We start from the raw sequence: 23,569 nt of genomic DNA, 5'->3' as shown, positions 1-23,569 counted from the left end.
CGAGCAGGGTCGTCATGCGACGCGGAACAGCACGGAATATCCTCCGATCCCGAGGTTTCCGCCAGTCCCGCGAATGGGGGGCGCTGCGGCGTCAGGCGGCCGTGCGCGAGCGCAGCGCGTCGAGCCGCACCGCGCCGACGCTGAGACGGCGCACGACGGCCCGCGACATGCGGCGACGACGAGCGCCCGCCGCCGAGTCCGGCGTCGCCGCCGAAGCGCCCGCCACGCCCGCGCCCATTGCCGCGTACGTCGACGACCCGGGGCGGCGGTGGTCGGCGGTGCGTCCGCAGGCGCACGGCAGCGCGCTCCAGTCGCCCAGCGGCCCGGCCACGTACTCCAGGTGGGTCGGCATGACGAAGGCTCCTCGATCTCTCAGCTCGGCGTGTGAAATGCACGCTCCTGCCTCTAGAGATGCAGCCTGCCGCGATCTATGACGCGAGACATCCGGAGAAACCCTGAACTCGACCCCGAGGCCAGGGCCGGGATCGCAATGGATCCCGGCCCTTCAAGCGACGGGGCGGGGTCTCGAGACGCTTCGCTCCTCGACCGACGGGGCGGGGTCTCGAGACGCTTCGCTCCTCGACCGGCTTTACGCGGCCAGCGGCAGCTCGACGGTCGCGCGGGGAACGGGCGTGACGACGAACTCGCCGCCCGCGGCATCCGCTCGCACGCCCTCGCCGTCGCCCAGCGCACCGCTCACGAGCAGGTCGCTGATGCGGTCGTCGATCTCGCGCTGGATCACGCGGCGCAGCGGGCGGGCACCGTACTCGGGCTCGTAACCGCGCTCCGCGAGGAGCGCCACCGCGGCATCCGTCACCTCGAAGGCGATCTCGCGCGCGGCGAGGCGAGCCTCGGTCGCCCCGAGCATGAGGCGCACGATCTGCGCGAGCTGCGGCTGGTCGAGCTTCTGGAACAGCACGATCTCGTCGATGCGGTTCAGGAACTCGGGGCGCATGGCCTCTCGCACCTTGCCCATGACGCGCTGGCGCACGTCGTTCATCGACGAGAAGCCGTTGGCTGCGGCATCCGTCGACGCGACGAATCCGAGCGCGCCCGAGCGCGACGCGAGGAACTCCGAACCGAGGTTCGAGGTCATCACGATCACCGTGTTGCGGAAGTCGACCGTGCGGCCCTGGCCGTCGGTCAGGCGTCCGTCGTCGAGCACCTGCAGCAGCAGGTTGAACACGTCGGGGTGCGCCTTCTCGATCTCGTCGAACAGCACGATCGAGTACGGGTTGCGCCGCACGCGCTCGGTGAGCTGCCCGGCCTCGTCGTAACCGACGTAGCCGGGAGGGGCGCCGACGAGTCGCGACACCGTGTGCCGCTCGCCGAACTCGCTCATGTCGAAGCGAATGACGGATGCCTCGTCGTCGAACAGGCTCGACGCGAGCGCCTTCGCCAGCTCGGTCTTGCCGACACCCGTCGGGCCGAGGAACAGGAACGACCCCACCGGGCGTCGCGCGTCGCCCATGCCGGTCCGGCTGCGGCGCACGGCCTTCGCGACCGCGGTGACCGCGTCGTCCTGACCGATGACGCGCGCGTGCAGCTCCCCCTCGAGGTCGCCGAGGCGCTCGCGCTCGGACTCGGTGAGGCGGTTCACCGGGATGCCGGTGGCCCGCGAGATCACGGCGGCGATCTCCGCCTCGTCGATGACGGTGCTGCGCTCGCCGGTCGAGTAGGGCGCTCCAGCGCCCGTATCGAGACCCCCGTCGGCGCTGGTCTCGAGACGCTGCGCTCCTCGACCGGCGGCGTCGGTGGCCTCGTCGAGCCGCGCCTGCACCTTGGCGATCTCGTCGCGGATGCGCGAGGCCTCCTCATAGTGCTCGGCGCCGACGGCGGCGTTCTTGTCGGCCTCGAGGTCGGCGAGGCGCGCGATGAGCGCGGAGACATCCGTCTTCTTGCCGAGCTTCAGCCGCAGGCGCGCCCCGGCCTGATCGATCAGGTCGATGGCCTTGTCGGGAAGCACGCGGTCGCTGAGGTACCGGGCCGACAGTTCGACGGAGGCCCGCAGCGCGGCATCCGTGTACTGCACGCCGTGGTGCTCTTCATAGGCCGAACGCAGCCCGTGCAGGATCAGCACCGCGTCTTCGATCGACGGTTCGCCGACCTTCACCGGCTGGAACCGGCGCTCGAGCGCGGGGTCCTTCTCAATGGTGCGGTACTCCTTGAGCGTGGTGGCGCCCACGAGGTGCAGGTCGCCGCGCGCGAGGCGGGGCTTCAGGATGTTGCCCGCGTCGGTGCCGCCGTCGCCCGAGCCGCCCGCGCCGACGACCGTGTGGATCTCGTCGATGAAGACGATGAACTCGCCCTTGCTCTGGGCGATCTCCTCCATGGTCTTGGTGAGGCGCTCCTCGAAGTCGCCGCGGTAGCGGGTGCCGGCGAGCATGCCGGGCAGATCGAGCGAGATCACGCGCTTGCCGAGCAGCGCCTCGGGCACGCTCTCCTCGACGATCGCGCGGGCGAGGCCCTCGACGATCGCCGTCTTGCCGACGCCGGCCTCGCCGATGAGCACCGGGTTGTTCTTCGTGCGGCGGCTGAGGATCTCGATGGTCTGCTCGATCTCGTCGACGCGCCCGATCACGGGGTCGAGTTCGCCGTCGGCCGCGAGTGCGGTGAGGTCGGTGCCGAACTTGTCGAGCATCGGGGTCGCGGACTCCGCGGGTTGAGGAGCGCCCTCAGGGCGCGTCTCGAAACCGGCGCCCTCGCCGTCGACGTCGGTGCCGAGCCCTTGCGTCAGCGCCTCGGCCGTCACCCCGGCCCGTGCCAGCACCTGCCCAGCGGGGGCGTCCTGCCCGAGCACGAGTGCGAAGAAGAGGTGCTCGGGGTCGATGTACGTCGAGCCGGCCGAGCGCGCCACCTGGTAGCTGTGGAACAGCGCGCGGGAAGCGCTCGGGGTGATCGTGGCGGCGTTGGCCGCCTCGCGTCGGTTGAGTTCATCGAAACCAGCGGATGCCGCGGGCAGGCGCGCCTCGGTCGCGGTGATGATGCGCTCGGGGGCGACGCCGATGCGGGCGATCGCCTGCTTGACGCTGTCGTCCTCCACGATGACGCGCAGGATGTGCAGGGCGTCGAGCTCGGTCTGGCCGCGCTCGAGCGCGAAGCGTCCGGCGCGCTGCAGGATGCTCTGCGTGCGGGCGGTCAGGAACCGGCTGAGGTCGATCGACCGAGCCTGGCGAGCCTGCTCACCCGCGAGGTACCGGCTCAGAAACTCGTCGAACGAGCTCGCACCGGCTTCGGGGTTGAAGTCTTCGGGCACCAATCCTCCTGGAACTTGAGTGGCATACGCTCAACTTCAACGCGGCGGGGGCGTGGGTATTCCCGTTCACCGCTGTACCGGATCTACGAACTCTGCAGGTTGATCGCCGCGAGGCGCGCGATCTCGATCACGCGCTCCCGCACTGCGTCCTCAGAAACGACGTCATCGAATCCCAACTGGCGAATACAGTATGCGAGGACAAGAGCCCAGTACTCTCGTTCGCTGGCCCGCCGCAATTCTGCCCATCCGAATGCTGTCGCAAACCAAGCGTTATGAGAGTGCGTCCCAGCAAAGTCAGGGCGACCAAACTCGGCCCGGATTTCTTCACGGCCCGGCCAGCGCTCCCCCCGGATCGGTGAAGCAGGGTGCACCAATGTAGAAAGCGCCAACGTAATAGGGTCTATCAACCCACTACCAAACTCGGAGCTATCAAAATCGATCAAGACCGGCTTGCCGTCGTCAAGCAGGATATTTCCTGGGTGAAGATCGCCATGGCGCATCCCAATGCGAGTGGTCGCAACGAGATCGCCGGACGGCACGTCAATGCCAAACTCTCGTGCTCGCGAGGCCACATCCTCCCAAGAAATCAGTGGACCGCAAATGCTGGCGATCGTGACGGTCGTATCTCGCTCCCCAACGCCTGCCAACTCGACCAGAAGGTCCTTCACCGATGCAGCCGCAAGGTCTGGATCTGATTGCAGAAGCGACATCAGCGAAACAGGCTTGGCAGCGGCGACTTGTAGCACTGTTAAGAGCGTGCCGTCCATTAGCCCGGAAATGGTACCGACAGTTGTGGTTACGCTCGCGCGTCTTAAGAGTTCAGGCAGGCCGCCTGGTTCGATTGTTTTCTTCGACTGCTTGACTACGACGGTGCCGACGGAGCCTTCTAGTCGCGTGAGCTCGCAGCGCCAGACCGCTACCCCTGTCAATCCACCGCCCAAGTCAGTGGGCTCGATCGAAATCGCTCGATACTCGAAAGCAACACGGCGCAGTATTCGTTTCTCTCGAGGTTGCATCTCGTGCAGCATCGACGATCGAATTTCGATGTTCTCAAGTTGTTGGAGAAGTTCCCTGTACTCGACCACCTGCTTGCGAAACTCGAGGGTCTGACTCTTCTCGAGGACGCTGACTCGGTCAATCGCAGGTGAGCCATTCGCTGGTAGCAGTCCCCCGCCGCCCATGGCTTGCTGCATTTGGCGAATGCTTGCGTAGCCCGTGAACACGATCAAGCGGGCGTCCGGATACTCAGAGCGGACGCGGCGGAGGAGTTCGTCACCAACCTCGTCAGTTGCGACCTCGGCCGGAAGCATTGGAAGACGACGGTCGAGCACGAAGAGATCGACAACGTCGGTATTGGCCTCCAGAGCCTCGGCCGCCGCCTGCATTGACTGGTGGCCACGCACTTCGAATCCACCGCCCGTCAAGATCCCCGCCGTAACTTCGAACTGCTCGGGATCGTCCTCAACCAAGACTGCAATCGGATTCGGCATTACAACTTCCCAATAAGAGTGAACACAGCAGTCCCACTTTGCCCTTTGAGATCGATACGTAGGTCTAGCTGGTCTGCGATCGAATTGATCAGCGCGAGGCCTTGGCCACGGCTGGATCGCTTCGTAGATCTACCGGTTGCGATAACATCGCCCAGCGAGAACGCGTTTCCATCGAATGGGTTACTGAATCTGATCCAGTAGCTTTCGTGTGTCTTACCAAAAACCACGCTTACAGTTGCGGCTCCCACGGCTCCCATCGACGCGTCGATAGCGTTCTGGAAAACGTTGAAAAGGAGCAACGAGAAGAGATCGTAGTCAAGCGCGATCTCTACCCCATCAGGGGGACCTTCAATCTGGAGATCAGCACTGGGATGTGGCCAATTTTGAGCGAGAGCTTCCCGAATGCCGATCTCATCATTATTTGCTGGTCCGCGTTCTTTCGCGAGCGTAACGAGCCCGTTCACCCGTCGTTGTAGCTTCTGGATCGCCTCGTTCGTGGCGCTGGAATCGAAATCCTCTATCTCGCCGTCCGCGGCCAACCGAACCCAGCCAACCGCTGGCGATAGCTCGTGCCGGATTAGCGAGGCAATATCAAGTGCCCCCGCCGGCTGTTCACGGACGGGCCTAAGGTCGGTGATCGAAGTCTCCACGCGGAGGACCTCAGGGGTGTTCTGTCGTAGTCGGAGCACTTCATTTAGTACTCGCCGTATACCGGGCACGGTCTCCATCTGAACAGCGCGTACCAGCGACTTGGTCGAAACGGCGTGCGGATCCTGCATCAAGGAAGCCGCGGCTCGTGACCGTTCGATCGGCAGCGCCGATTTCAGTTCCTCTTCAAGCGAGCCTTCATCCATAAAGACCACCGTGACGTTGGTAGAAATCGGACCTTCTCGCGAACGCTTCGCGCCCACCTTCCATCAGGCTTGTGATGGCATCCACAATCTCTGGGTCATCGAACGGAGCCGAGGCCAGGGCGCTACCGTTCAGCCCGTTGCTAGACAGGACGACCACGTGCGGCGCAGATCCAAGAACCGGAATATTGGCGTTATGCGTAGCGACAATCGTCTGAGCCCCATCCCGCGACCGATCAATTAGGCCCCGGACTACATTGCTGACTAGGAATGCGTTGTCGAGATGATCCTCCGGCTGGTCAAGAACGAGCGCACGGGAGCGTTCCGACAGCAAGATAGGCAACGTAACGGCGCATTTCTGTCCAGTCGAGAGCGACTCGACTCCCTTGTCAACGGCACCATCTCTCAACCGAAAGTCCACGCTGTCTTTCGACTGCACCCGTGCGAGCGCCTCCACACCGTTCCGAGTGTGGAGATGATCAAGGACTTTCGCCGCCCGGTCGATGCCAACGCCGGCCACAGCCGACAATTGCGCAGCATCCTGTGCCTCGACAAGTTCCAGCAAGTGTCGGGGAAGAACGCGCTCTGCGATCGCGTCCGAAAGACTGGATCGCGTGTTACTCCCACGGAGCGCAATGCTCAAGAACGATCTGAGTTCCCCGGAATCGGCGAAGTGATCTACCACGACAACTACGTTGTTGGCGATAGCGCCCGTAATCGCCTTGGCCACCGAGGAGCGTGCGACGAACTTTGATTCCTCTGCCGCCTCGATTGCCTGAAAAACCTCGTTACGTGCTGCCAAGAGTTCGGCATATCGCCCCTCAAGATAGCGAAGACGCTGCTCCTTGGATGAAATGGCCTCCAGTTCAGTTTCGATTACTCGCGCTTGTGCGGTGAGCTGGCCGAGTCCCGACTCAGCCTCCTCCAGGAACCCTCGCAAGGGCGCAGCGATTTCGCGCTCTCGAACGTTCAGCGCCCGCGTCTCCTCAACATCGAGCGCGATTGAATCACGCAACCGTGCAATCGCATCAAGAGTTGCGGTGGAAAGATCACGAGCGCGCTGAAGCCCAGTTCGCGACCGCTCCGATAGCGGAAGGGACTGCGCCTGTGCCAAGAGATCCGCGAGGCGCGAGCCTTGAGCCGTTTGACGGTCGAGGGCATCATTTGCGCCGGAAATTAATGAAGAGAAGCCATCGAGCTCGCGCCCAGTCCTCGTGATGCGCTCCTCGGCGGAACGCAATTCTTCCCTCTTCGATGCGAGTTCAACCGAGCCTCCACCCAGGATCATCTCTTCTTGGGAACTCAGCAAGTCGCGTTCGGCGCGGAAGCGGTCTCGATGAGCAATGACGTCTTGCAGGTCAGCCATCTCCTCTCGCAACCGGAACAATTCACCAGAAAGCGCGCCGGGATCCGGCATCTCCGATGGCTGCGCCTCAGAGCCAATCCGGAGATCAAGCAGCCGAAGGCGACTGAGGGGATCAGAGGCAATTTCTTCGAGCTCACTTTGTCCCAGAACGAGGGCCGAATTTGCAAACTCCGCGTGCCGGCCCCCGCCTCGCGCATCGACTACTAGTCGACGTCCGCCCTCAGCCGTGTGCAGGTCGATCTCAATCTCGCCCGCACCAAGCACCGCGTCCAAGAACTGCTGCCGCTGCTTCGCGTTGCTCTGGTCAGCGTGCTCAGCGCCAAGCGCATGACGAACCAATTCGAGAAGCGTCGTCTTACCCGCACCACGAGCGCCGATGATGACGTTCAGTCCCCGACCAAACTGAAGATCGAGCCCACGAAGGAATCCACCCGTGACCCGAACCCTCGAAATCCACATGCAGTTGCCTTCCGACGAGCGATAGGGCTATGAAAAAGCAGCACTTCGAGAGTAGCGGCACATTGTTTGAGCCGAGTTGACGCCACAACGTAGCGGTCGCATGACCAGTTCGTTGTCCTACTGGCCGCTGGCACATCGAGGGCACCGCGAACGTGATCGAAGCTGCCAAGCGCGCCGGGGTGCGCAAGGTCATCATGCGAGCTTCCTGCAGTCACGGCCCGACTGGGGATCCGCGTACCCGAGTCGGTATGGCGGCTCGATCCGCGAACGAGGTGGGCCGCGCCCACTCGAATCCCATGCCCTCGTCGATCGAGACGTCGACGATGAGGCTGCCAGGGCGGAAGGCCCCGAGGTCCTCGGTGCGCAGGTAGGTGAGCGGTGCGTTCGGATCCTGCAGGGTGCAGTTGACGACGATGTCGTGCGCGGCGAGGAACGGGGCGAGTGCGACCGGGCCGTCCTCCGTGTTCACGGTGCTCGCGAACGGCGCCTCCGGGTCGTGTTCGAACTGGATGATGTCGACCGACGGGATCGGGGAGCCGACGGCAGCCGTGTCACGGTTGGTCAGCACGCGCACGTCGTGGACGCCGTGCGCGTTCAACACCGTGACGGCGCCGCGCGCGGTCGCGCCGAACCCGATCACCACCGCGTTCAGCCGCCGCCCGTAGTCGCCCGTCGAGCCGCACAGTTGCAGGGCGTGCAGCACGGAGCAGTACCCTGCGATCTCGTTGTTCTTGTGGAACACGTGCAGCCCGAACCCGCCGTCGGCCTTCCAGTGGTTCATGGCCTCCCACGCGATGAGCGTGAGGCCCTTGTCGATGGCGTACTGGGTCATGTCCCGGTCCTGGACGCAGTGCGGCCAGCCCCATAGCACCTGTCCGTCGCGGAATTCGGCGAGGTCGGATGCGAGCGGCTTCGGCAGGGCGATGACGTCGGCCTCGGCGATGATGGCCTCGCGGCTGGCCATCGCGCCCACCAACGGAGCGAGCTGTTCGTCGGAGAAGCCGAAACGCTCGCCGTAGCCGTGCTCGAGGATCATGTTCGCGCGCAGGTCGGCGGGGATCCGTTCGAGGTGGGAGGGATGGATCGGCAGTCGCCGCTCGTCGGTCTTGCGCGAGGTGACCAGCACCCCGAGTGTGAGGAGAGCGGGTGTCGGCGTGTTCATGTGGGCTCCAGTTGTGCGGCTGCCGGTGTCGGCTCGAGCTCGCTCACCGGCATCCGTCATGGCAGGTGTAGACCACGGGTGAACCGCCGTCCGTCGTACCGGCGTCCTTCCCTGAGGGTACGTCACGGACCACGGCCGAGCAGATCTGCGAGAGCTTGCCGGAGCCGGGCGGGTTCGGATGGAAGGACCTGCGGACCGACCGCTGAGCCGCAGAATCGACAGCGGTTCAGGCATGCACGCCGACCGCGGCCTCCAACTCGGAGCGCGTTGGCGGATCCGCGCCAGGTCGAGAGACGGTGACCGCAGCCGCGCGTGCACTTCGGTGGAGCAACGCGAACAGGTGCGCCTCCCCAGAAATCGAGCGCCGAACAACCGCCGAAAATGCGCATTTGCGCAAATGCGTATTTGCACCTACTGTCCCTTCTAAGCAACAGACCATCGGAGGCGGAACCCGTCGCCCACCACCCCGCTCAAAGAGGAGAACCCATGACCAAACGACTCGCTGCGGCCGGACTGGCCGTCGCAACCGCACTCACGCTCAGCGCGTGCAGCACGCCCGCCGCGACCTCCACCGATCAGGAGTCGACGCACCTCACCGTCTGGTTCCCCGGCAACCTGGCCAGCGAGATCGAATGGGTCAACACGACGGTCGTCCCCGAGTTCGAGGAGGCGAACGAGGGCGTCACCGTCGACGTCGAGTTCGTCGACTGGGGCGACCTGTCCACGCGCCTGTCCACCGCATTCGCCGGTGGCACCGCTCCCGACGTCTTCGGCCACGGCAACGCCGCGGCCGCCGGCTTCGCCGACGCCGGCCGCGTGCTGAATCTCGACGACTACGTGGCGACGCTCGACCCCGCCGACGTCGACGACATGGTGCTGCTCGACCACGGCAAGGTCGACGGGAGCCAGTACATCGTTCCCCTGCGCGGATTCGGCCAGCTGCTCGCGTACCGCACCGATCTGCTCGAAGAAGCCGGCATCGACGAAGCGCCGACCGACTGGGCCGACCTGCAGGCCGCCGCCGACAAGCTCACCGTGCGCGAAGGCGACCAGATCACGCGCTCGGGCGTCATCATCACGGCGGACAACCCGACGAGCATGTCGCAGGCGTTCGGTTCCGCCCTGTTCCAGAACGACGGCGACTTCCTCAGCGAGGACGGAACCGAAGTCACGTGGGACTCGCCCGAGGCGATCGAGGCGCTCGACTTCCTGGTCGGCCTCTACAACGGCGACGACGCCGTCGCGACCGGACTCAACGAGCCCATCGCGGGCAGCGGCGCCCAGCATCCGCTCGCAACCGGCCGTGCCGCGATGGCATTCGTCGATGACGCCACGCTGAAGACGATCTACGAGCAGGCTCCCGAGATCGCCGAGAAGATCGCGGTCGCCCCACCGCTCGAGGAGGAGAAGCAGGCCTCGTTCGGCGGCGCAGGCAACGGTCTCTTCATCAGCGCCGACTCGAAGGCGCCGGATGCCGCGTGGGAGTTCATCGAGTTCCTCACGTCCGCCGAGAAGGCCAAGGAGTACGTCCAGGTCGTCGGCGGCATCCCTGCACGCGCATCGCTCGCGGATGACGCGGACCTTGCAGCCGTTCCCTACATCAAGCCGTTCGCCGACGCGCTGCCCTACTTCCAGGGCAACCCGAACGTCCCGGCCTGGACGCAGCTGCGCGACCTCCTCTCGGTCGAGCTCGAGAAGGCGCTGCACGGTGCCGTCTCGCCCGAGGAGGCGCTCACCGGTTCGGCGAAGGCCGGCCAGGAACTCCTCAGCGAGTAGGCCCGGCAATGACTGTGACGGCGGAGGACCGCATGACGACCATGATCGATGCGCGCAAGGGCGGGCGCCTGACGCCCGGCCGCAAGAGCGGCTCGGCGCGCACGAAGGCCCGTGCTGCCGGCATCCTGCTGGCCCCCGCACTGATCGTGCTCTTCGCCGTCACAGTCGTCCCGATCTTCTACGGCTTCTACCTGAGCCTGACCGACTACAACCCGGTCGAACGCGCGGCCCCGACGTTCCACGGCCTCGACGGGTACATCCGAGTGCTCGGGATGCCCGCGTTCTGGTCCTCGATCGGCATCACGCTGACGTATGCGCTCGGCACCCTCGCGATCGCGGTGCCGGGTTCGCTTGCCCTCGCGATGCTGGTCAACGGCACCTTTCGCGGCGTGAAGCTCTTCCGCACGCTGCTCTACCTGCCGCGTGTCGTGTCGCTCGTGGCCGTGAGCACCATTTGGTTGTGGATCTACTCGCGCGACGGCCTGCTGAACTACGTCCTCGACGTCATCGGGCTCGCGCCCATCTCTTTCCTCACCGACGAGAACACGGCGCTCGTGTCGCTCATCGTGATGCGGGCCTGGAAGGCTCTCGGCGGGAGCATGATCATCTTCCTCGCCGGGCTCCAGGCCATGCCGCGCGACCTCTACGAGGCAGCCTCGATCGACGGCTGCGGGCGCTGGGCGTCCTTCCGACACATCACGTTGCCTCTCCTGGTGCCGATCACGACCTACGTGGTCACCGTCGACCTCATCTACCTCGCCCAATCGTTCTCCGAGATCTACGTGCTGACCTCAGGTGGACCTCTCGGCTCGACGACGGTGGTCAACATGCTCATCTACAAAGAGGCGTTCGAGTACTTCCGCCTCGGAGAGGCCAGTTCGATGGCATTCATCCTCTTCGCCCTGATCTTCGCCCTCAGCCTGTTCAGCACCAGAGTCCTCTCCCGTCGAGGAGTCCACGCATGACCGCCTCGCTCTCACCGCTCGCGCCGAGCACCGAACGCTCGACTCCGCCGCAGCCGACCGACCAGCAGCCGGGGGCTCGACGGCGCGCCCCCTCTCACTCGGGATTCTCCGCCGGCTGGTCCCGAACGGTGATCGTCGGCCTGGTCACGGCACTCCTCATGATTCCGTTCATGTGGATGATCTCGATCGCCTTCAAAGGACCGACCGAGACCTACTCGTATCCCCCGAAGCTGATTCCCGAGAGCCCGACCTGGGAGAACTTCGTCCAGGTGTGGACCGTCTCCAACCTGTCGGTCGGCATGGTGAACAGCCTGATCGTCGCCGTACTCGCCGTCGCAGGGAACTGCATCGGGGCCGTCGCTGCGGGCTACGCCTTCGCGAAGATCGACTTCCGCGGATCCAAGCTGCTCTTCCTCCTCGTGCTCGCCACCGCCATGGTGCCCGCCGTCGTGCAGCTGATTCCGCTCTTCCTGCTGGTGCAGGACGTTCCCCTCGTCGGCGGGAACGACGTCATCGGACAAGGCGGCACCGGCCTGCTCAACACCCACCTCGGCCTTGCCCTCCCGCTGCTCATCCAGCCGCTGAACATCTACCTGGCGCGGCAGTACTTCCTCGACATGCCCGACGAGATCGCAGATGCCGGCCGCATCGACGGCGCGAGCGAGTTCCGCATCTTCTGGAACCTCTACCTTCCGCTCGCGAAGCCGATCGTCGCGACGATCGCAATCCTCTCGTTCACCGGGGCATGGGAGGACTTCCTCTGGCCGCTCGTCTCCACCTCGAGCTCCTCGATGCAGACGCTCCCGCTCGTCCTCAGCTCGTTCACCTCGAGCGGCGCGGTGCAGTACGGCCCGATGATGGCGAGCGCGATCGTCGCCTCCCTCCCGGTCGTCGTGCTCTTCCTGCTGACCCAACGCCACTTCGTCAACGGGCTGAGTGCAGGAGGCGTCAAGGGATGAGCGGGTCGTTGCGCATCGCCGTCGTCCCGCTCGACGACCGACCCGTGAACACCCGACTGCTTTCGGACGTCGCTGCAGCCGCCGGCGTCACGGTGCTGACACCCCCGCCAGGCATCATCCGTGGGAAGGACCAGACATCCGTCGACCCGCGACTGGCGGACTGGCTCGAACACGTCGCCGACGACGCCGACGCACTCATCGTCAACCTCAACCAGCTCGTGTTCGGCGGGTACGTGGCCTCGAGGCGCTTCATCGAGCCGATCGAACAGTTGCTGCCCCGCCTCGACGTGCTTCGTGCAATCCGCAGACGTCGACCTGGCCTGCCGATCCATGCCTTCGTCACGCTCATGCGCACGAAGGACGTCAACGACGGATCCGCCGAGCCCGCGTACTGGGAGCAGCACGGTGCTGATATCGCGCAGCACTCGGGTGCCGCCTACGCGGCCGAGCACGGGGCGCCGTGGCGCCCGGAGACCGTCGTCCCGGCGCCGCACCTCTCCGATTTCTACCTCAGGCGGCTGCGCCTGCACGCCCTCCAGCTCTCGGCGATCGAGGCGGTCATCGACGGAACGGTAACCCAGTTCGTCGTCGCGGTCGAGGATTCCAAAGTCGAGAGCGTGTCGACCAGCGAACGCGAATGGCTCGAAGCCTGGACCCGCCGACTCGGCGTCGAAGACCGGGTCCGCTGCTACCCGGGCGCCGACGAGGTCGCCGTCGCGCTGCTGGCCGGCGTGATCTCGACTCGGCGAGGCGCACCCACCCGCATGCGGCTCATCGTCGACGACCCGGATGGTCTCGCGCGAGTCGCAGCGTTCGAGGACGTCGCACTCTCCGACACCCTCGCCCACCAGTGCCGTACCGCCGGCATCGAGATCGTCGACACCGACGAGGATTTCGTGCTCGCGCTCAGCACACCCTCCTCGGATCCATGGGACTGGTACCGCCATGCGCGTCAGGAGCGACGGGCACCCAGCAGCGGAGACGAGGCGTTCGCCGACGCAATCCGGCATGAGCTCGATGCAGGCCGCCGCGTCGTCGTGGCCGACGTGGCCCACGCGAACGGCGGAAACCCGGCACTCATCCGCACCTTGATCGACGATGGGCTTCTCGAGCGCCTCTCCGGATACGCAGGTTGGAACACTGCCGGAAACACGCTCGGCACCGCACTCGCCTCCGGCGTCGCGCTGACCGCACCGACGGCCGATCCCCGCGCGCAGGAGCGGCTGCTCGCCCACCGCATCATCGAAGACGTCGGATACCAGTCCCTCACACGCCGTGCGGAGCTCTCGGCGCGTCTGGCCCCCGACGCCGCTGACCGCCGCACGTTCGAACTCGGACTCGGCGAAGAGCTCGGCCGCTTCGCCCTCGGGCTGGGCGCCATCGGCCGTCGCTGGCGTCTCGCGGGCGGCAACGCCCGCCTGCCGTGGGATCGTCTGTTCGAAGTCGATTTCGAGTTGGAGCCGATCATCCTGGAGGAAACACGATGAACCGGAAGCACGGCACGGAGAGCACCAGGCCCCGCCAGGCCGACATAGCCCGCTTGGCGGGTGTCTCGCAGGGCACCGTCTCGCTGATCATCAACGGGCGCGCCAGCACTGGCCGAATCCTCGACGAGACCCGAGATCGAGTGCTCAGCGTCGCGCACGAGCTCGGATACGTACCCGACCCTGCCGCCCGCCGGCTCGCCGGTGGACGCAACCGCCTCATCGGAATCTTCACGTACGAATCGGTGTTCCCTCTCAGCCATCACGACTTCTACCATCCGTTCCTCGTGGGAATCGAAGAACAGGCTGAACGCCACGGTTACGACCTCGTCCTTTTCACCAGCGCGACCGGAACCTCCGGCGAGCGCGGGATCTTCGTCGACGGCCAGAACCGCATCGGCCTGGCCGATGGGGCGATCATCCTCGGACGGGAGATGCGGACCGAGGAGATCGTGTCGTTGAGAAACGAGGGATACCCGTTCACACTCGTCGGACGCCGTGACATCCCCGGCGAGGTGCCCTATGTCACCGCGGACTACCGGCGCGGAACCGTGGACGCCTTCGCCGAGCTGGCGCGACTCGGCCACACGCACGTGGCGTACGTCTCGAGCAGCGACGACACACATCCCGCTCACGAACGCGAAGCGGGCTATCAGGAAGCGGCGGCCGCCCTGACCGTCGTCGAACTCGACGGCTCGCAATCAGCAGACGGGCTCGCGGGCAGTCTCGCCGAGCTCATCGCAACGGGTACGTCGGCGGTCGTCACGCACTACGCCGAGACGGCGATCGAGGTGGAGGCCGCACTTGCGCTCCGCGGCATCCGGGTGCCCGACGACGTCTCGATCCTCGCACTGAACGACCCGCCCGACGACGACCCCTCGATCGGCGGTCTTCGGATTCCCCGACGAGAGATGGGCGCGATGGCGTTCGACCTCCTCATCGACCAACTCGAGTCCGATGATCCCGAGCATGCGCCGATCCGCCGCGTCCTGCCCACCGGTTTCGCCGCGGGGCGAACCGTCGCTCCATTGCCACAGCACCGAAGGAATGCATGAACCAGCACGCGACCGAGATCCTCATCGTCGGCGGCGGGGTGGGCGGCGTCGCCGCAGCCCTGTCCGCTTTGCAACAGGGATCGCGAGTGTTCCTGACCGAGGAGACCGATTGGCTCGGCGGCCAGCTCTCGAGCCAGATGGTGCCGCCCGACGAACACACCTGGATCGAGCGCTTCGGAGCGTCGCGCAATTATCGAGCGTTCCGGGCAGAGGTGCGGGAATTCTACCGACGCTGGTACCCGCTCAAGGCCGAGTCGAGCGCCAACGACGCGCTCAATCCCGGCGCGGGCGGCGTGAGCGCGCTCTGCCACGAACCGCGCGTGAGCGCTCTCGTGCTCGCGGGAATGCTCTCGCCCTGGATCGCCGCCGGGCGTCTCGTGATCCGAATGGAGGCCGAACCGGTCGGCGTCGACCTCGTTGACCGTGATCGCATCGGCGCTGTCTCCTTTCGGGGCTCCCACGGCGAACTGTTCACCGTCGAAGGCGACATCGTTCTCGATGCGACGGAGACCGGAGCCCTCCTTCCGCTCGCCGGAGTCGAGTACGTCACCGGGGCCGAAAGCCAGACCGAGACGGGTGAACCCCACGCGCCCGACGTGGCCGACCCGCTCAACATGCAGGCCGCCTCCGTCTGCTTCGCGGTGTCTCATCACGAGGGCGAAGACCACCGGATTGACCGTCCGGCCGACTACGACGAATGGATGGCGATCCAGCCCGATTTCTGGCACGGCCCACAGTTCGGCTGGACCGCGCCCCACCCGCACACGCTTGCGCCGAGGACCTACGAGTTCCTCCCGAATCCCGCAGACCGACCCTGGTCGTTCACGGCGGACCAGAGCAAGGACAACGGTGCCGATGAACTGTGGCGCTTCCGACGGATCATCGCTCGGAACCACTTCCTCGACGGCACGTTCGACAGCGATATCACGGTCGTGAACTGGCCGATGATCGACTATCTCGGCGGCCCCCTCTTCGACACGGAGGATGCCGCGGAACACGCGACCGCTGCCCGCAGGCAGAGCCTCAATTTCCTCTACTGGCTTCAGCACGATGCCCCGCGACTCGATGGCGGCACCGGCTGGCGCGGTCTCCGCATCCGCCCAGACGTGTCCGGCACCGACGACGGGTTCGCCAAGCGGCCGTATTATCGCGAGTCCCGGCGCATCAAGGCGGAGTACCAGATCACCGAACTCGATCTCGCCGTCGACGTTCGCGGCGAGCAGCGCGCGGTGCAGTACGAGGACAGCGTCGGCGTCGGCGCGTACCGGATCGATCTCCACCCATCGACCGGCGGTGACAACTACATCGATGTTCCGGCCTGGCCGTTCGAGATCCCGCTCAGGGCTCTCGTGCCGCAGCGAGTGCGCAATCTCATCGCAGCAGGTAAGAACATCGGAACCACCCACATCACGAACGGCTGTTATCGGTTGCACCCGGTGGAGTGGGGCATCGGCGAGGCGGCGGGTGTACTCGCGAGCTACAGCCTTGCGAACCGCACGGAGCCGCAGGCCGTGACGTCTTCGATCGAGCGGATCGAGGACCTGCAGCGCCGCCTCACGTCCAGTGGCGTCGAGCTCCGCTGGCCCGACGTGAGGTACTACTGATGAACCGCAACATCCGCGGCATCCATGTCAGCCTGCCTCGGAACGACGTCGAACTCGCTCGAATCGCGAAGGATCTCGGGGCCGACGGGCTGAAGACGCACACCGACGTGCATCACCGTGCATCCGGGCACTCGTTCGGGCCTTGGAACGACGAACGCGCGAACATCGATCAGATCCTCGATCTGGGCCTCCCGGTCGGTCTCGTCGTGGGCTCCGGAGACCGAGTGGATGTCAGGACGATCCGTCTCGCCGCCGAACGGCCGTTCGCGTACTTCGACCTGTACGCCTCGGAGATGCCCGACGAATACGTCGACGCGTGCGGAACGGTTGCGCCGATGGTCGCGCTCGGTCCTGATGACACACCAGAGGACGCCGCCCGCCTCGAGCGAGCCGGGGTCCGCGCGTTCGAGGTCTCGACGTTGCGACCGGAGTTGTACGGGTCGCCCCTCGCGGAGAGCACCCTCGAGAGGATCCGTGCGATTCGGGCGAGCGTTTCGGTGCCGCTGGTCGTTCCCAGCCAGCACCGACTGCGTCCCGACGACGTCGCGGTCCTCCTCGGCGCGGGGGCAGATGCGGTTCTGCTCGGAGCCGTCGTGCTGGGGCACGACACGTCCTCCATATCGGAAGTCCTGCCGTCGTTCATCGAGGCGGCGGCCGGAACTCGAACCAATTGATGAGACGGTTACCCGGGCGACCGCCCGAGTTGAAGGCCCCAGAGAAGGGAAGCAAATGAGGAAGACCCGTATCGCCACGCTGCTCGTGCTCATGCTCGCAAGCGCCGGATTCGGTGCTGGACCCGCTTTCGCCGACTCGGCATCGGACCCCGGTCCGGGCAACACCCTGGGTTCGGCGATCCCCGCATCTGTGGTGAGCGAGAACGACCCGACGCTCACCCATCAATACGACATCTACATCAACAACATCGTGGGCGGCGCGATCGACAAGGTCGTCGGAAGCGTTCACACCCGAGCCGGCAATGTGCTCCGGCCCGTCACGGCCGTGACCGCCGCCGATGCCGGCTTCTGGGCGACCAAGTACGACAAGGCCCTCGACGGCACTCGCTCGGTCCTCGTCGCGAACTCCGTCTACGCGCTCCACGTGAAGGTCGGCCCGGACAGCGCATACGATCCCGCCGACCCGCAGGCATGGACCGCTCGGATCTTCACCGTGCGCCCGAAGGAGTTCCACGCCAACTCCGGTGGCACGTACTCCGCATCGACGCTGTACACCGACATCGCCGGTGGCAGCCAGATCTTCGGCGGGTACTCGTCTCCTCCGAGCGGATCTTCGGTCAAGTATCTGGCGGGCGGCACGTGGAAGCCGATCACCGAGTACTACAGCGACGGGAACTGGGCCAAGCCCGTGCCCGGGCACCTCCTTTTCTCCGTGTACAAGCCGACGACCGAGAACGGGACGATCGACTACATCGAGTTCGAGAACTGGGCAGCCGGCGATACGGTCGCAGGCGTGACGAAGGCGCAGAACGGACGAATCCTGCTGCACTACCCCGCCCTCGCTCCAGTCCACATCGCCGATGTGCTCCAGCGTGTGGCCGGCACCGGGCGGTTCCACGGCACAGAGTTCGCAAAGGTCGGCCAGCTCACCACGAACCACCCTGGCGCGATCACGATCTCGACATCCCCGCGCGTCGGCTGGGTCAACTACAACACCCAGTCAGACCTGCTGGGCGGATTTCAGATCGTGCCCGCCAACCACGCGAAGTTCCTCCATCACCAGCTGGGTCAGCAGGCGTTCTTCGGCCGGACGCAGTGGCTCATCGTCGGTCCCGCTGGCTCCTCCTCGGCGATGCTGACGGATCCTCGGTACCTCATCGGGAGCCAGCTCTCCTATTCCCCCGGGTGGGAAGGCATCGCGCCGCTCTTCGGCGGCTACCTCCGCACGACCATGGTGGCCGGCGATACCGCGAACTCCACATACGCCGAGGTCTCGACCGATTTCGGAGTGACGTGGAACGCCATGCCGTCGATCTCCGGGACGACCGAACTGCCGACCTCGCCCGCGGCGAACTGGACGAACATCCGAGTCCACATCGGAGGTTGAGGATCGTGGAGGAATAGCGCAGGACGGCACCCCAGCTCCGTCGCGCACGAAACCGGCGTGGGCGACGGGGCCCGGGGTTGCCAGCCGCACCGTCACCCCAGCGGCTTCACGCAAGCCTGCATCCACGCGGCGATCCCGTCGAGGTCGACCGCGCCCGCGGCCCTGAGGTCGAACCCCTCGTGATCGAGCAGCACCTCGACGTCTTCGGGATCCAGGTACTCGACCTCGCCGGATGTCACCGTGAGAGACGCTCGAGCAGGTCGGCATCGCGGGTGCGGACGCGATCGAACGCCGTACGCGTACGGGCGGACTTGTCGGCACGAGCCGCGAGGTCGTCGAGTGCGATCTGCACGACCTCGGTCTTCGAACGGCCGAACTTCGCCGCCAACGCTTCGAGCAGCGCGTCGTGGGATTCGTCAAGGCGCAGAGTCATGGCCATGGCACGGTCCTTTCGTCGAGCACCAGCGTGCGCGTGATACCACCTTGATACCACCGCTCAGCGGGGTTCCGCCGCGCACGGGCGCGCGATCGCGGCCCAGTACATTTGCAGCATGAGCGACACACCGACGATGCCCGACGCGAGCGGCACCCCCGCCGGCTGGTACGCCGACGGATCGGGGGCGATCCGATGGTGGGACGGCGCGCAGTGGACCGCGCATGTTCAGGCCGCGGATTCGGTCGCGCCGATCGCCGCGAGCGACGCGCGGAGCCGAGCGGATGCCGCGGGGCAGGCGGCTCCCGCCACGACGCCCGCCGCTGCGCCGGGCAGGAGCAACAAGGGCCTCCTGATCGGCGGGATCGTGGTCGGCTCCGTTCTCGTCCTCGGTGCGATCGTCGGCGTGCTCGTGCTCGCCATCGGACTCATCTCGGCGTCGCTGCAGAGCAACACCCTCGCCGGCTCGACCACGGGGCCGGCCACGGCGCTGCCCGAGATCTCGGACGCTCCGCCCGCCGAAGGCGACGAGGGTCTCTTCGACGGCGACGTCCTGGTCGAACGAGACGAGTTCCTCCTCGCCCAACTGCAGCCCACCGACGGCTCGCCGCTCACGGCGCAGACGCCCGAGCAGCAGGCGTTCATCGATGAGGCGAGTGCCTCCGTCGAAGCCAACGGCGGCGAGTGGAGCCCCGAGCTCGAAACCTACTCCCTGGCGCTCACGATGGACGCGTGCGAGACCTCGATCCTGAACGGTCACGACATCGACGAACAGACCGTGCTCGCGCATGTGTCATCCAGCCCGTTGGTCGACGCCCTCCTCGTCGGTGTTCCCGCCGAGCAGGTCGACCCGCTGACGACGAACCTCGTGAGCATCAGCGTGCTGGGCGTCTCATACATCTGCCCTGCCGACTACGACCAGTGGGCGACAGCCACCGCGACCATCGGCGACGACTGGAACTAGGCGTCGTCGCCGGAAGGACCGGCCACCACGGCGCCGCTCAGCAGGCGGCGAGCAGCGAGGGCCGGGGCTGGGTGTGGTGCGGCTCGTCCTTGAGCTCGGCCTGCAGGTGCCAGAGCTGCACCTTGAGCTGCTCGCGGATCTCGGCGTACTCCTCCGCGTGATACACGTTGTGCAGCTCGTCGGGGTCCTGCTCCATGTCGTAGAGCTCCCACTCGGGCGCGTACGAAAGACCCGATGATCCCGGGATTCCCATGCCGTCGTTGTAGAAGTAGATGAGCTTGTAGCGCTCGGTGCGAATGCCGTAGTGCGCCAGCGCGTGGTGGTGCTGGTCGTCGTTCTCGTAGTACCGGTAGTACACGCCGTCGCGCGTCGGTGCATCGGGAGTGGTCGTCAGATGCGGCAGGAAGCTCATGCCCTGCATCCGCTCGACGGCGGGCACGTCGCACGCGTCGAGAATCGTCTGCGCGAAGTCCACGTTGGTGACCATCTGCTGGAGCGGCTCGCCGGGCTCGATGCGAGCGGGCCAGGAGATCACCAGCGGCATCCGAATCGACTCCTCGTACATGAAGCGCTTGTCGAACCAGCCGTGATCGCCGAGGAAGAAGCCCTGGTCGGAGGTGTACATGAGCATCGTGTCGTCGAAGTCGCCGCGCTCCTTCAACCAGTCGATGACCCGGCCGACGTTGTCGTCGACCGAGGCGACGCAGCGCAGGTAGTCCTCCATGTAGCGCTGGTACTTCCAGAGCGCGAGCTCCTCGGGGTCGAGTCCCTCGGGCGGGTAGACCTTGAGGTCCTCCATCGTCAGGTACTCGGCGATGCGCATGGTCGCGTGCTTGGCCGCGCTCGAACGACCGGCGTAGTCATCGTCGAACGTGTCGGGCACCCTGATCGGATCGGTGTACATGTCGGCGTGGGCGGCGTCGGGTTCCCACGAGCGGTGCGGGGCCTTGTGATGGATCAGCAGGCACCACGGCTCGTCGCCCTCGAGCGAGTCGACCCAGCCGAGCGAGAGATCGGTGATGATGTCGGTCGCGTACCCCGGCTCGATTCGCACGCCGTCTTCGGTGAGGATCTGCGGGTCGAAGTACTCGCCCTGATCTCGCAGCACCGCCCAGTAGTCGAAGTTCTCGGGGTTGTGCCCCTCGCCCTCGCCCATGTGCCACTTGCCGACGATGCCGGTGCGGTATCCGGCCTCGCGCAGGAGCGACACGAACGTGGTCTGGCTCGCATCGATGGGCGTCGAGAGGGTCGAGACCCCGTTGATGTGGCTGTGCGTTCCGGTCAGGATCGTGGCCCGGCTCGGGGTGCACAGCGAGTTGGTGCAGTAGCAGTGATCGACCCGACGACCGGCTTCGGCGATCTCGTCGATGCGTGGTGTCGTGTTCACGACGGAGCCGTACGCGCTGATGGCGTGAGCCGCGTGATCATCGGTCAGGATGAGGACGATATTCGGTCGTCGGGTCGTCACAGTACTGCCTTTCATTCGCGGGCTGCGCCCGCGGTTTCTGCTGAGTCGGATGCGGTGAGTGCGCTGAGGTCGATCGACTCCCACACTCCCGATTCCATGGAGCGATACCCCGCGTCGATGACGGCGTTGTCGATCACGCCGTCGGCGAGGGTCTGGATGGGCATCTCGCCGGCGCGGTACCTCGCGATGAAGTGATCGAACTGGCCGTGATAGCCGTACGCTCGCGGTTCATCGAGCACCGGCCGCAGCCATCCGCTCGTCGAACCGGCCTTCTCCATGACGTAGCCGCTGTCGACACCGGCGAACGCGGCGAGCCCGGCAGCACCGGTCTCGTCGACGCCCAGCCAACCTGCGGAACCGTGGATCTCGCGTCGCACGTCGAGACCCGGAACATGCGTCCAGCCGGCTTCGACCTGCGCCATGCGCCCGTCGTCGAAACGAACGAGCATCACGGCGTTGTCCTCGACCTCGACGTCGTCGCGATCGAGTCGGGCACCCCAGGCGAAGGCCTCGACCGGGGTCGCACCCTCGAGGAAGAACCGGCCGACGGCGACGCCGTGGCATCCGAGACCGCGCAGCGGTCCCCCGCCCATGCGTTCCTTCGAACGCGCGTGCACGTGCGGACTGCCATGGGCTTCGCGGGCACGAACCGTGAGCACGCGGCCGACCGCCCCCGAGTCGACCAACTGCTTGGCCCGAGCCACCGCTGACGAGAACACTGCGGTTTCGGCGTACCCGTGCCAGACGCCTGCTTCGGTGACGGCGGCGAGGCACTGAGCCGCCTCGGCGCTGTTGCGGCCGAGCGGCTTGGTGCAGATCACCGCCTTGCCGGCGGCAGCGGCTGCCTGCACGACGCCGACGTGCACGTCGTGCGGTACCGCGACGACGACGATGTCGACGTCGTCGCGGTTCACGAGCTCCTCGGTGGAGTCGACCACCGACGGGATGCCGTAGCGATCCGCCAGCGCCCGGCCCCGATCGAGGGTGCGGGCCGAGATCACGGTCACCGTGTGGTCGCGAACCTGCTGGAGCGCCTGCAGATAGAAATCTGCGACGAATCCCGCACCGACGATCCCGAGCCGCACCGGCGGCGCAGCGTTCTCGTAGGTCATGAACGGGCTGCCATGGCCTGAGCGAACAGGTCGACGTTCACGAACGTCGACGGGTCGTTGACGGCATCCATGCGGCCCGTCTCGACGAAGACCTCCTCGAGCGACTCGAACTGGTCGAAGGTCGTGCCGTCCTCGTTGTTCGCGAGGATCTCGTCGGACGGAGTCCACTTCGAGACCTCGGCCTGCTGCGCGAGCTGGTCGGCCGGGGCACCGGACGCCGTCGACGACCATTCGACGACCTGGTCGGTGTTCTCGATGCGGTAGTCGTTGACCTCGGCGTAGACCTCGAGGAAGCGCTCCACGGCGTCGGCCTTGTCGGTGACGGCCTCGTTCGACGCGACCCACGCGCCGAGGAACGACGTGTCGGGGAAGTCCGTGTTCTGCGCGACGGTGACGGTGTCGGGCACGCTGTCCATGATCTGCGCGCTGAGCGGCGAGAAGATGGCGGCCACGTCGATCTGGTCGCCGACGTAGGCGCTGACGATGCTCGGCGGATCGAGCACGACCTTCTCGACGTCGTCCATGGTGAGACCGGCGCTGAGCAGCGCCAGGGCGAGGATCATCTCGCCGGATCCGCCCTCGGGAACGCCGACCTTCTGGCCCTTGAGGTCGGCGGGCTCTTCGACGCCGCTGCCGGCGCGAGCCAGTACGACGTCGCCCTGCGACTCCTCGCTCGGAGCGATGACCGTCGCCTGCCCCGAAGCGGGCATCCAGATCGCGCCGCCGCCGATGTAGCCGACGTCGATCTGGCCGGCCTGCATGGCCTGGATCTGCGTCGGGCCGTTCGTGAACGGGATGAGCGTGACGTCGATGCCGTACTTCTCCCAGAGTCCGAGCTCGTTCGCCGGGGCGATGACGCCGACACCGTTGATGCTGGTGTCGATGTAGCCGACGTTGAGCGAGACGGTCTCACGTGGGGCTTCGGAGGCATCCGAGTCGGTGCCCGTCGAGCCGCTCGAAGAGCAGCCGGCGAGGGTGAGGGAGAGTGCGGCTGCCGCCGCCGTTGCGGCGATGATGCCGCGGCTGTGGAGGGAACGCATCGTTGGGTCCTTACTGTTCTGATCGGATTTCTCGGTGGTGTGGAGCGGGTGGGCGGTGTCCTGA

Annotated in this window: 19 protein-coding genes and 1 pseudogene; 9 read left to right on the top strand and 11 right to left on the bottom strand. The window is 66.0% G+C overall.

The genetic code is table 11. The features are described 5' to 3' along the window. Positions 1-91: 91 nt before the first annotated feature. The 6 genes and pseudogenes from GQQ92_RS09450 to GQQ92_RS09425 form a co-directional block, all read right to left on the bottom strand. On the bottom strand, positions 92-352 hold the full coding sequence (locus GQQ92_RS09450; RefSeq protein ID WP_156999002.1) for a hypothetical protein: 261 nt from the start codon (positions 350-352) through the stop codon (positions 92-94). 237 nt (positions 353-589) lie between these two features. Then, positions 590-3,256, bottom strand: a complete 2,667-nt coding sequence (locus GQQ92_RS09445) for an ATP-dependent Clp protease ATP-binding subunit (protein ID WP_156999001.1) — start codon at positions 3,254-3,256, stop codon at positions 590-592. A gap of 83 nt (positions 3,257-3,339) precedes the next feature. After that, positions 3,340-4,746: a response regulator gene (locus GQQ92_RS09440; protein ID WP_156999000.1), complete on the bottom strand. Its 1,407-nt coding sequence runs from the start codon at positions 4,744-4,746 to the stop codon at positions 3,340-3,342. Continuing rightward, complete coding sequence (locus GQQ92_RS09435) at positions 4,746-5,600, bottom strand: ATP-binding protein (protein WP_156998999.1); 855 nt, start codon at positions 5,598-5,600, stop codon at positions 4,746-4,748. The genes GQQ92_RS09440 and GQQ92_RS09435 overlap by 1 nt, the downstream gene beginning before the upstream one ends. Next, positions 5,593-7,422: an AAA family ATPase gene (locus tag GQQ92_RS09430; RefSeq protein WP_156998998.1), complete on the bottom strand. Its 1,830-nt coding sequence runs from the start codon at positions 7,420-7,422 to the stop codon at positions 5,593-5,595. Before GQQ92_RS09430 ends, GQQ92_RS09435 begins: the two co-directional genes overlap by 8 nt. Positions 7,423-7,681: 259 nt before the next feature. After that, a pseudogene (locus GQQ92_RS09425) lies at positions 7,682-8,584 on the bottom strand (alanine dehydrogenase); the annotation flags it as partial. A 486-nt stretch (positions 8,585-9,070) separates the two neighbouring features. Between GQQ92_RS09425 and GQQ92_RS09420 the strand changes: the two are divergent. The 8 genes from GQQ92_RS09420 (at position 9,071) to GQQ92_RS09385 (ending at position 18,488) form a co-directional block, all read left to right on the top strand. Continuing rightward, entirely contained in the window at positions 9,071-10,360 is a 1,290-nt protein-coding gene (locus GQQ92_RS09420; protein ID WP_197738181.1) for an ABC transporter substrate-binding protein, read from the top strand. 32 nt (positions 10,361-10,392) lie between these two features. Further along, on the top strand, positions 10,393-11,325 hold the full coding sequence (locus GQQ92_RS09415; protein WP_197738180.1) for a carbohydrate ABC transporter permease: 933 nt from the start codon (positions 10,393-10,395) through the stop codon (positions 11,323-11,325). Beyond that, positions 11,322-12,284, top strand: coding sequence for a carbohydrate ABC transporter permease (locus tag GQQ92_RS09410; RefSeq protein WP_156998994.1), 963 nt, complete (start codon positions 11,322-11,324; stop codon positions 12,282-12,284). The genes GQQ92_RS09415 and GQQ92_RS09410 overlap by 4 nt, the downstream gene beginning before the upstream one ends. Beyond that, positions 12,281-13,771: a DUF4127 family protein gene (locus GQQ92_RS09405; RefSeq protein ID WP_156998993.1), complete on the top strand. Its 1,491-nt coding sequence runs from the start codon at positions 12,281-12,283 to the stop codon at positions 13,769-13,771. Before GQQ92_RS09410 ends, GQQ92_RS09405 begins: the two co-directional genes overlap by 4 nt. Next, positions 13,708-14,823, top strand: a complete 1,116-nt coding sequence (locus tag GQQ92_RS09400; protein ID WP_156998992.1) for a LacI family DNA-binding transcriptional regulator — start codon at positions 13,708-13,710, stop codon at positions 14,821-14,823. The genes GQQ92_RS09405 and GQQ92_RS09400 overlap by 64 nt, the downstream gene beginning before the upstream one ends. Beyond that, positions 14,820-16,427 (top strand): FAD-dependent oxidoreductase, encoded by a 1,608-nt coding sequence (locus GQQ92_RS09395; protein WP_156998991.1) that lies wholly within the window; start codon positions 14,820-14,822, stop codon positions 16,425-16,427. The genes GQQ92_RS09400 and GQQ92_RS09395 overlap by 4 nt, the downstream gene beginning before the upstream one ends. Before the next feature lie 107 nt (positions 16,428-16,534). Further along, on the top strand, positions 16,535-17,101 hold the full coding sequence (locus GQQ92_RS09390; protein WP_156998990.1) for a beta/alpha barrel domain-containing protein: 567 nt from the start codon (positions 16,535-16,537) through the stop codon (positions 17,099-17,101). Positions 17,102-17,156: 55 nt separating this feature from the next. Further along, on the top strand, positions 17,157-18,488 hold the full coding sequence (locus tag GQQ92_RS09385) for a hypothetical protein (RefSeq protein WP_156998989.1): 1,332 nt from the start codon (positions 17,157-17,159) through the stop codon (positions 18,486-18,488). A gap of 92 nt (positions 18,489-18,580) precedes the next feature. Here GQQ92_RS09385 and GQQ92_RS09380 read toward each other — a convergent pair whose 3' ends face one another. Together GQQ92_RS09380 and GQQ92_RS09375 are read right to left on the bottom strand one after the other, a co-directional pair. Further along, positions 18,581-18,727, bottom strand: a complete 147-nt coding sequence (locus GQQ92_RS09380) for a hypothetical protein (protein WP_156998988.1) — start codon at positions 18,725-18,727, stop codon at positions 18,581-18,583. Then, entirely contained in the window at positions 18,724-18,927 is a 204-nt protein-coding gene (locus GQQ92_RS09375) for a TraY domain-containing protein (protein ID WP_156998987.1), read from the bottom strand. The genes GQQ92_RS09380 and GQQ92_RS09375 overlap by 4 nt, the downstream gene beginning before the upstream one ends. 112 nt (positions 18,928-19,039) lie before the next feature. Between GQQ92_RS09375 and GQQ92_RS09370 the strand changes: the two genes are divergently transcribed. Next, positions 19,040-19,885 carry a DUF2510 domain-containing protein gene (locus GQQ92_RS09370; protein WP_232057605.1) on the top strand — a complete coding sequence of 282 codons (846 nt, stop codon included), beginning with the start codon at positions 19,040-19,042 and terminating at the stop codon, positions 19,883-19,885. A 37-nt stretch (positions 19,886-19,922) separates the two neighbouring features. Here the strand turns inward: GQQ92_RS09370 and GQQ92_RS09365 are convergent, their stop codons facing one another. The 3 genes from GQQ92_RS09365 to GQQ92_RS09355 are packed head-to-tail and all read right to left on the bottom strand — an operon-like array spanning position 19,923 to position 23,505. After that, on the bottom strand, positions 19,923-21,368 hold the full coding sequence (locus GQQ92_RS09365) for a sulfatase family protein (RefSeq protein ID WP_156998986.1): 1,446 nt from the start codon (positions 21,366-21,368) through the stop codon (positions 19,923-19,925). Next, positions 21,365-22,465, bottom strand: a complete 1,101-nt coding sequence (locus GQQ92_RS09360; protein WP_197738179.1) for a Gfo/Idh/MocA family protein — start codon at positions 22,463-22,465, stop codon at positions 21,365-21,367. Before GQQ92_RS09360 ends, GQQ92_RS09365 begins: the two co-directional genes overlap by 4 nt. After that, entirely contained in the window at positions 22,462-23,505 is a 1,044-nt protein-coding gene (locus tag GQQ92_RS09355) for an ABC transporter substrate-binding protein (RefSeq protein WP_156998984.1), read from the bottom strand. The genes GQQ92_RS09360 and GQQ92_RS09355 overlap by 4 nt, the downstream gene beginning before the upstream one ends. Positions 23,506-23,569 lie beyond the last annotated feature (64 nt).

The organism is Agromyces terreus, assembly GCF_009749465.1.
Classification (GTDB): domain Bacteria; phylum Actinomycetota; class Actinomycetes; order Actinomycetales; family Microbacteriaceae; genus Agromyces; species Agromyces terreus.
The sequence above is the reverse complement of the archived record's forward strand: the minus strand, read 5'-3'. Positions and strand labels throughout refer to the sequence as shown.

Bases quoted from the DNA above. Each gene is read 5' to 3' on its own strand.
- GQQ92_RS09375 (WP_156998987.1), bottom strand. From the start codon at position 18,927: ATGGCCATGACTCTGCGCCTTGACGAATCCCACGACGCGCTGCTCGAA.
- GQQ92_RS09365 (WP_156998986.1), bottom strand. From the start codon at position 21,368: ATGAAAGGCAGTACTGTGACGACCCGACGACCGAATATCGTCCTCATC.
- GQQ92_RS09435 (WP_156998999.1), bottom strand. From the start codon at position 5,600: ATGGATGAAGGCTCGCTTGAAGAGGAACTGAAATCGGCGCTGCCGATC.
- GQQ92_RS09450 (WP_156999002.1), bottom strand. From the start codon at position 352: ATGCCGACCCACCTGGAGTACGTGGCCGGGCCGCTGGGCGACTGGAGC.
- GQQ92_RS09405 (WP_156998993.1), top strand. From the start codon at position 12,281: ATGAGCGGGTCGTTGCGCATCGCCGTCGTCCCGCTCGACGACCGACCC.
- GQQ92_RS09420 (WP_197738181.1), top strand. From the start codon at position 9,071: ATGACCAAACGACTCGCTGCGGCCGGACTGGCCGTCGCAACCGCACTC.
- GQQ92_RS09355 (WP_156998984.1), bottom strand. From the start codon at position 23,505: ATGCGTTCCCTCCACAGCCGCGGCATCATCGCCGCAACGGCGGCGGCA.
- GQQ92_RS09430 (WP_156998998.1), bottom strand. From the start codon at position 7,422: ATGTGGATTTCGAGGGTTCGGGTCACGGGTGGATTCCTTCGTGGGCTC.
- GQQ92_RS09370 (WP_232057605.1), top strand. From the start codon at position 19,040: ATGAGCGACACACCGACGATGCCCGACGCGAGCGGCACCCCCGCCGGC.
- GQQ92_RS09395 (WP_156998991.1), top strand. From the start codon at position 14,820: ATGAACCAGCACGCGACCGAGATCCTCATCGTCGGCGGCGGGGTGGGC.
- GQQ92_RS09415 (WP_197738180.1), top strand. From the start codon at position 10,393: ATGACGACCATGATCGATGCGCGCAAGGGCGGGCGCCTGACGCCCGGC.
- GQQ92_RS09440 (WP_156999000.1), bottom strand. From the start codon at position 4,746: ATGCCGAATCCGATTGCAGTCTTGGTTGAGGACGATCCCGAGCAGTTC.
- GQQ92_RS09410 (WP_156998994.1), top strand. From the start codon at position 11,322: ATGACCGCCTCGCTCTCACCGCTCGCGCCGAGCACCGAACGCTCGACT.
- GQQ92_RS09360 (WP_197738179.1), bottom strand. From the start codon at position 22,465: ATGACCTACGAGAACGCTGCGCCGCCGGTGCGGCTCGGGATCGTCGGT.
- GQQ92_RS09385 (WP_156998989.1), top strand. From the start codon at position 17,157: ATGAGGAAGACCCGTATCGCCACGCTGCTCGTGCTCATGCTCGCAAGC.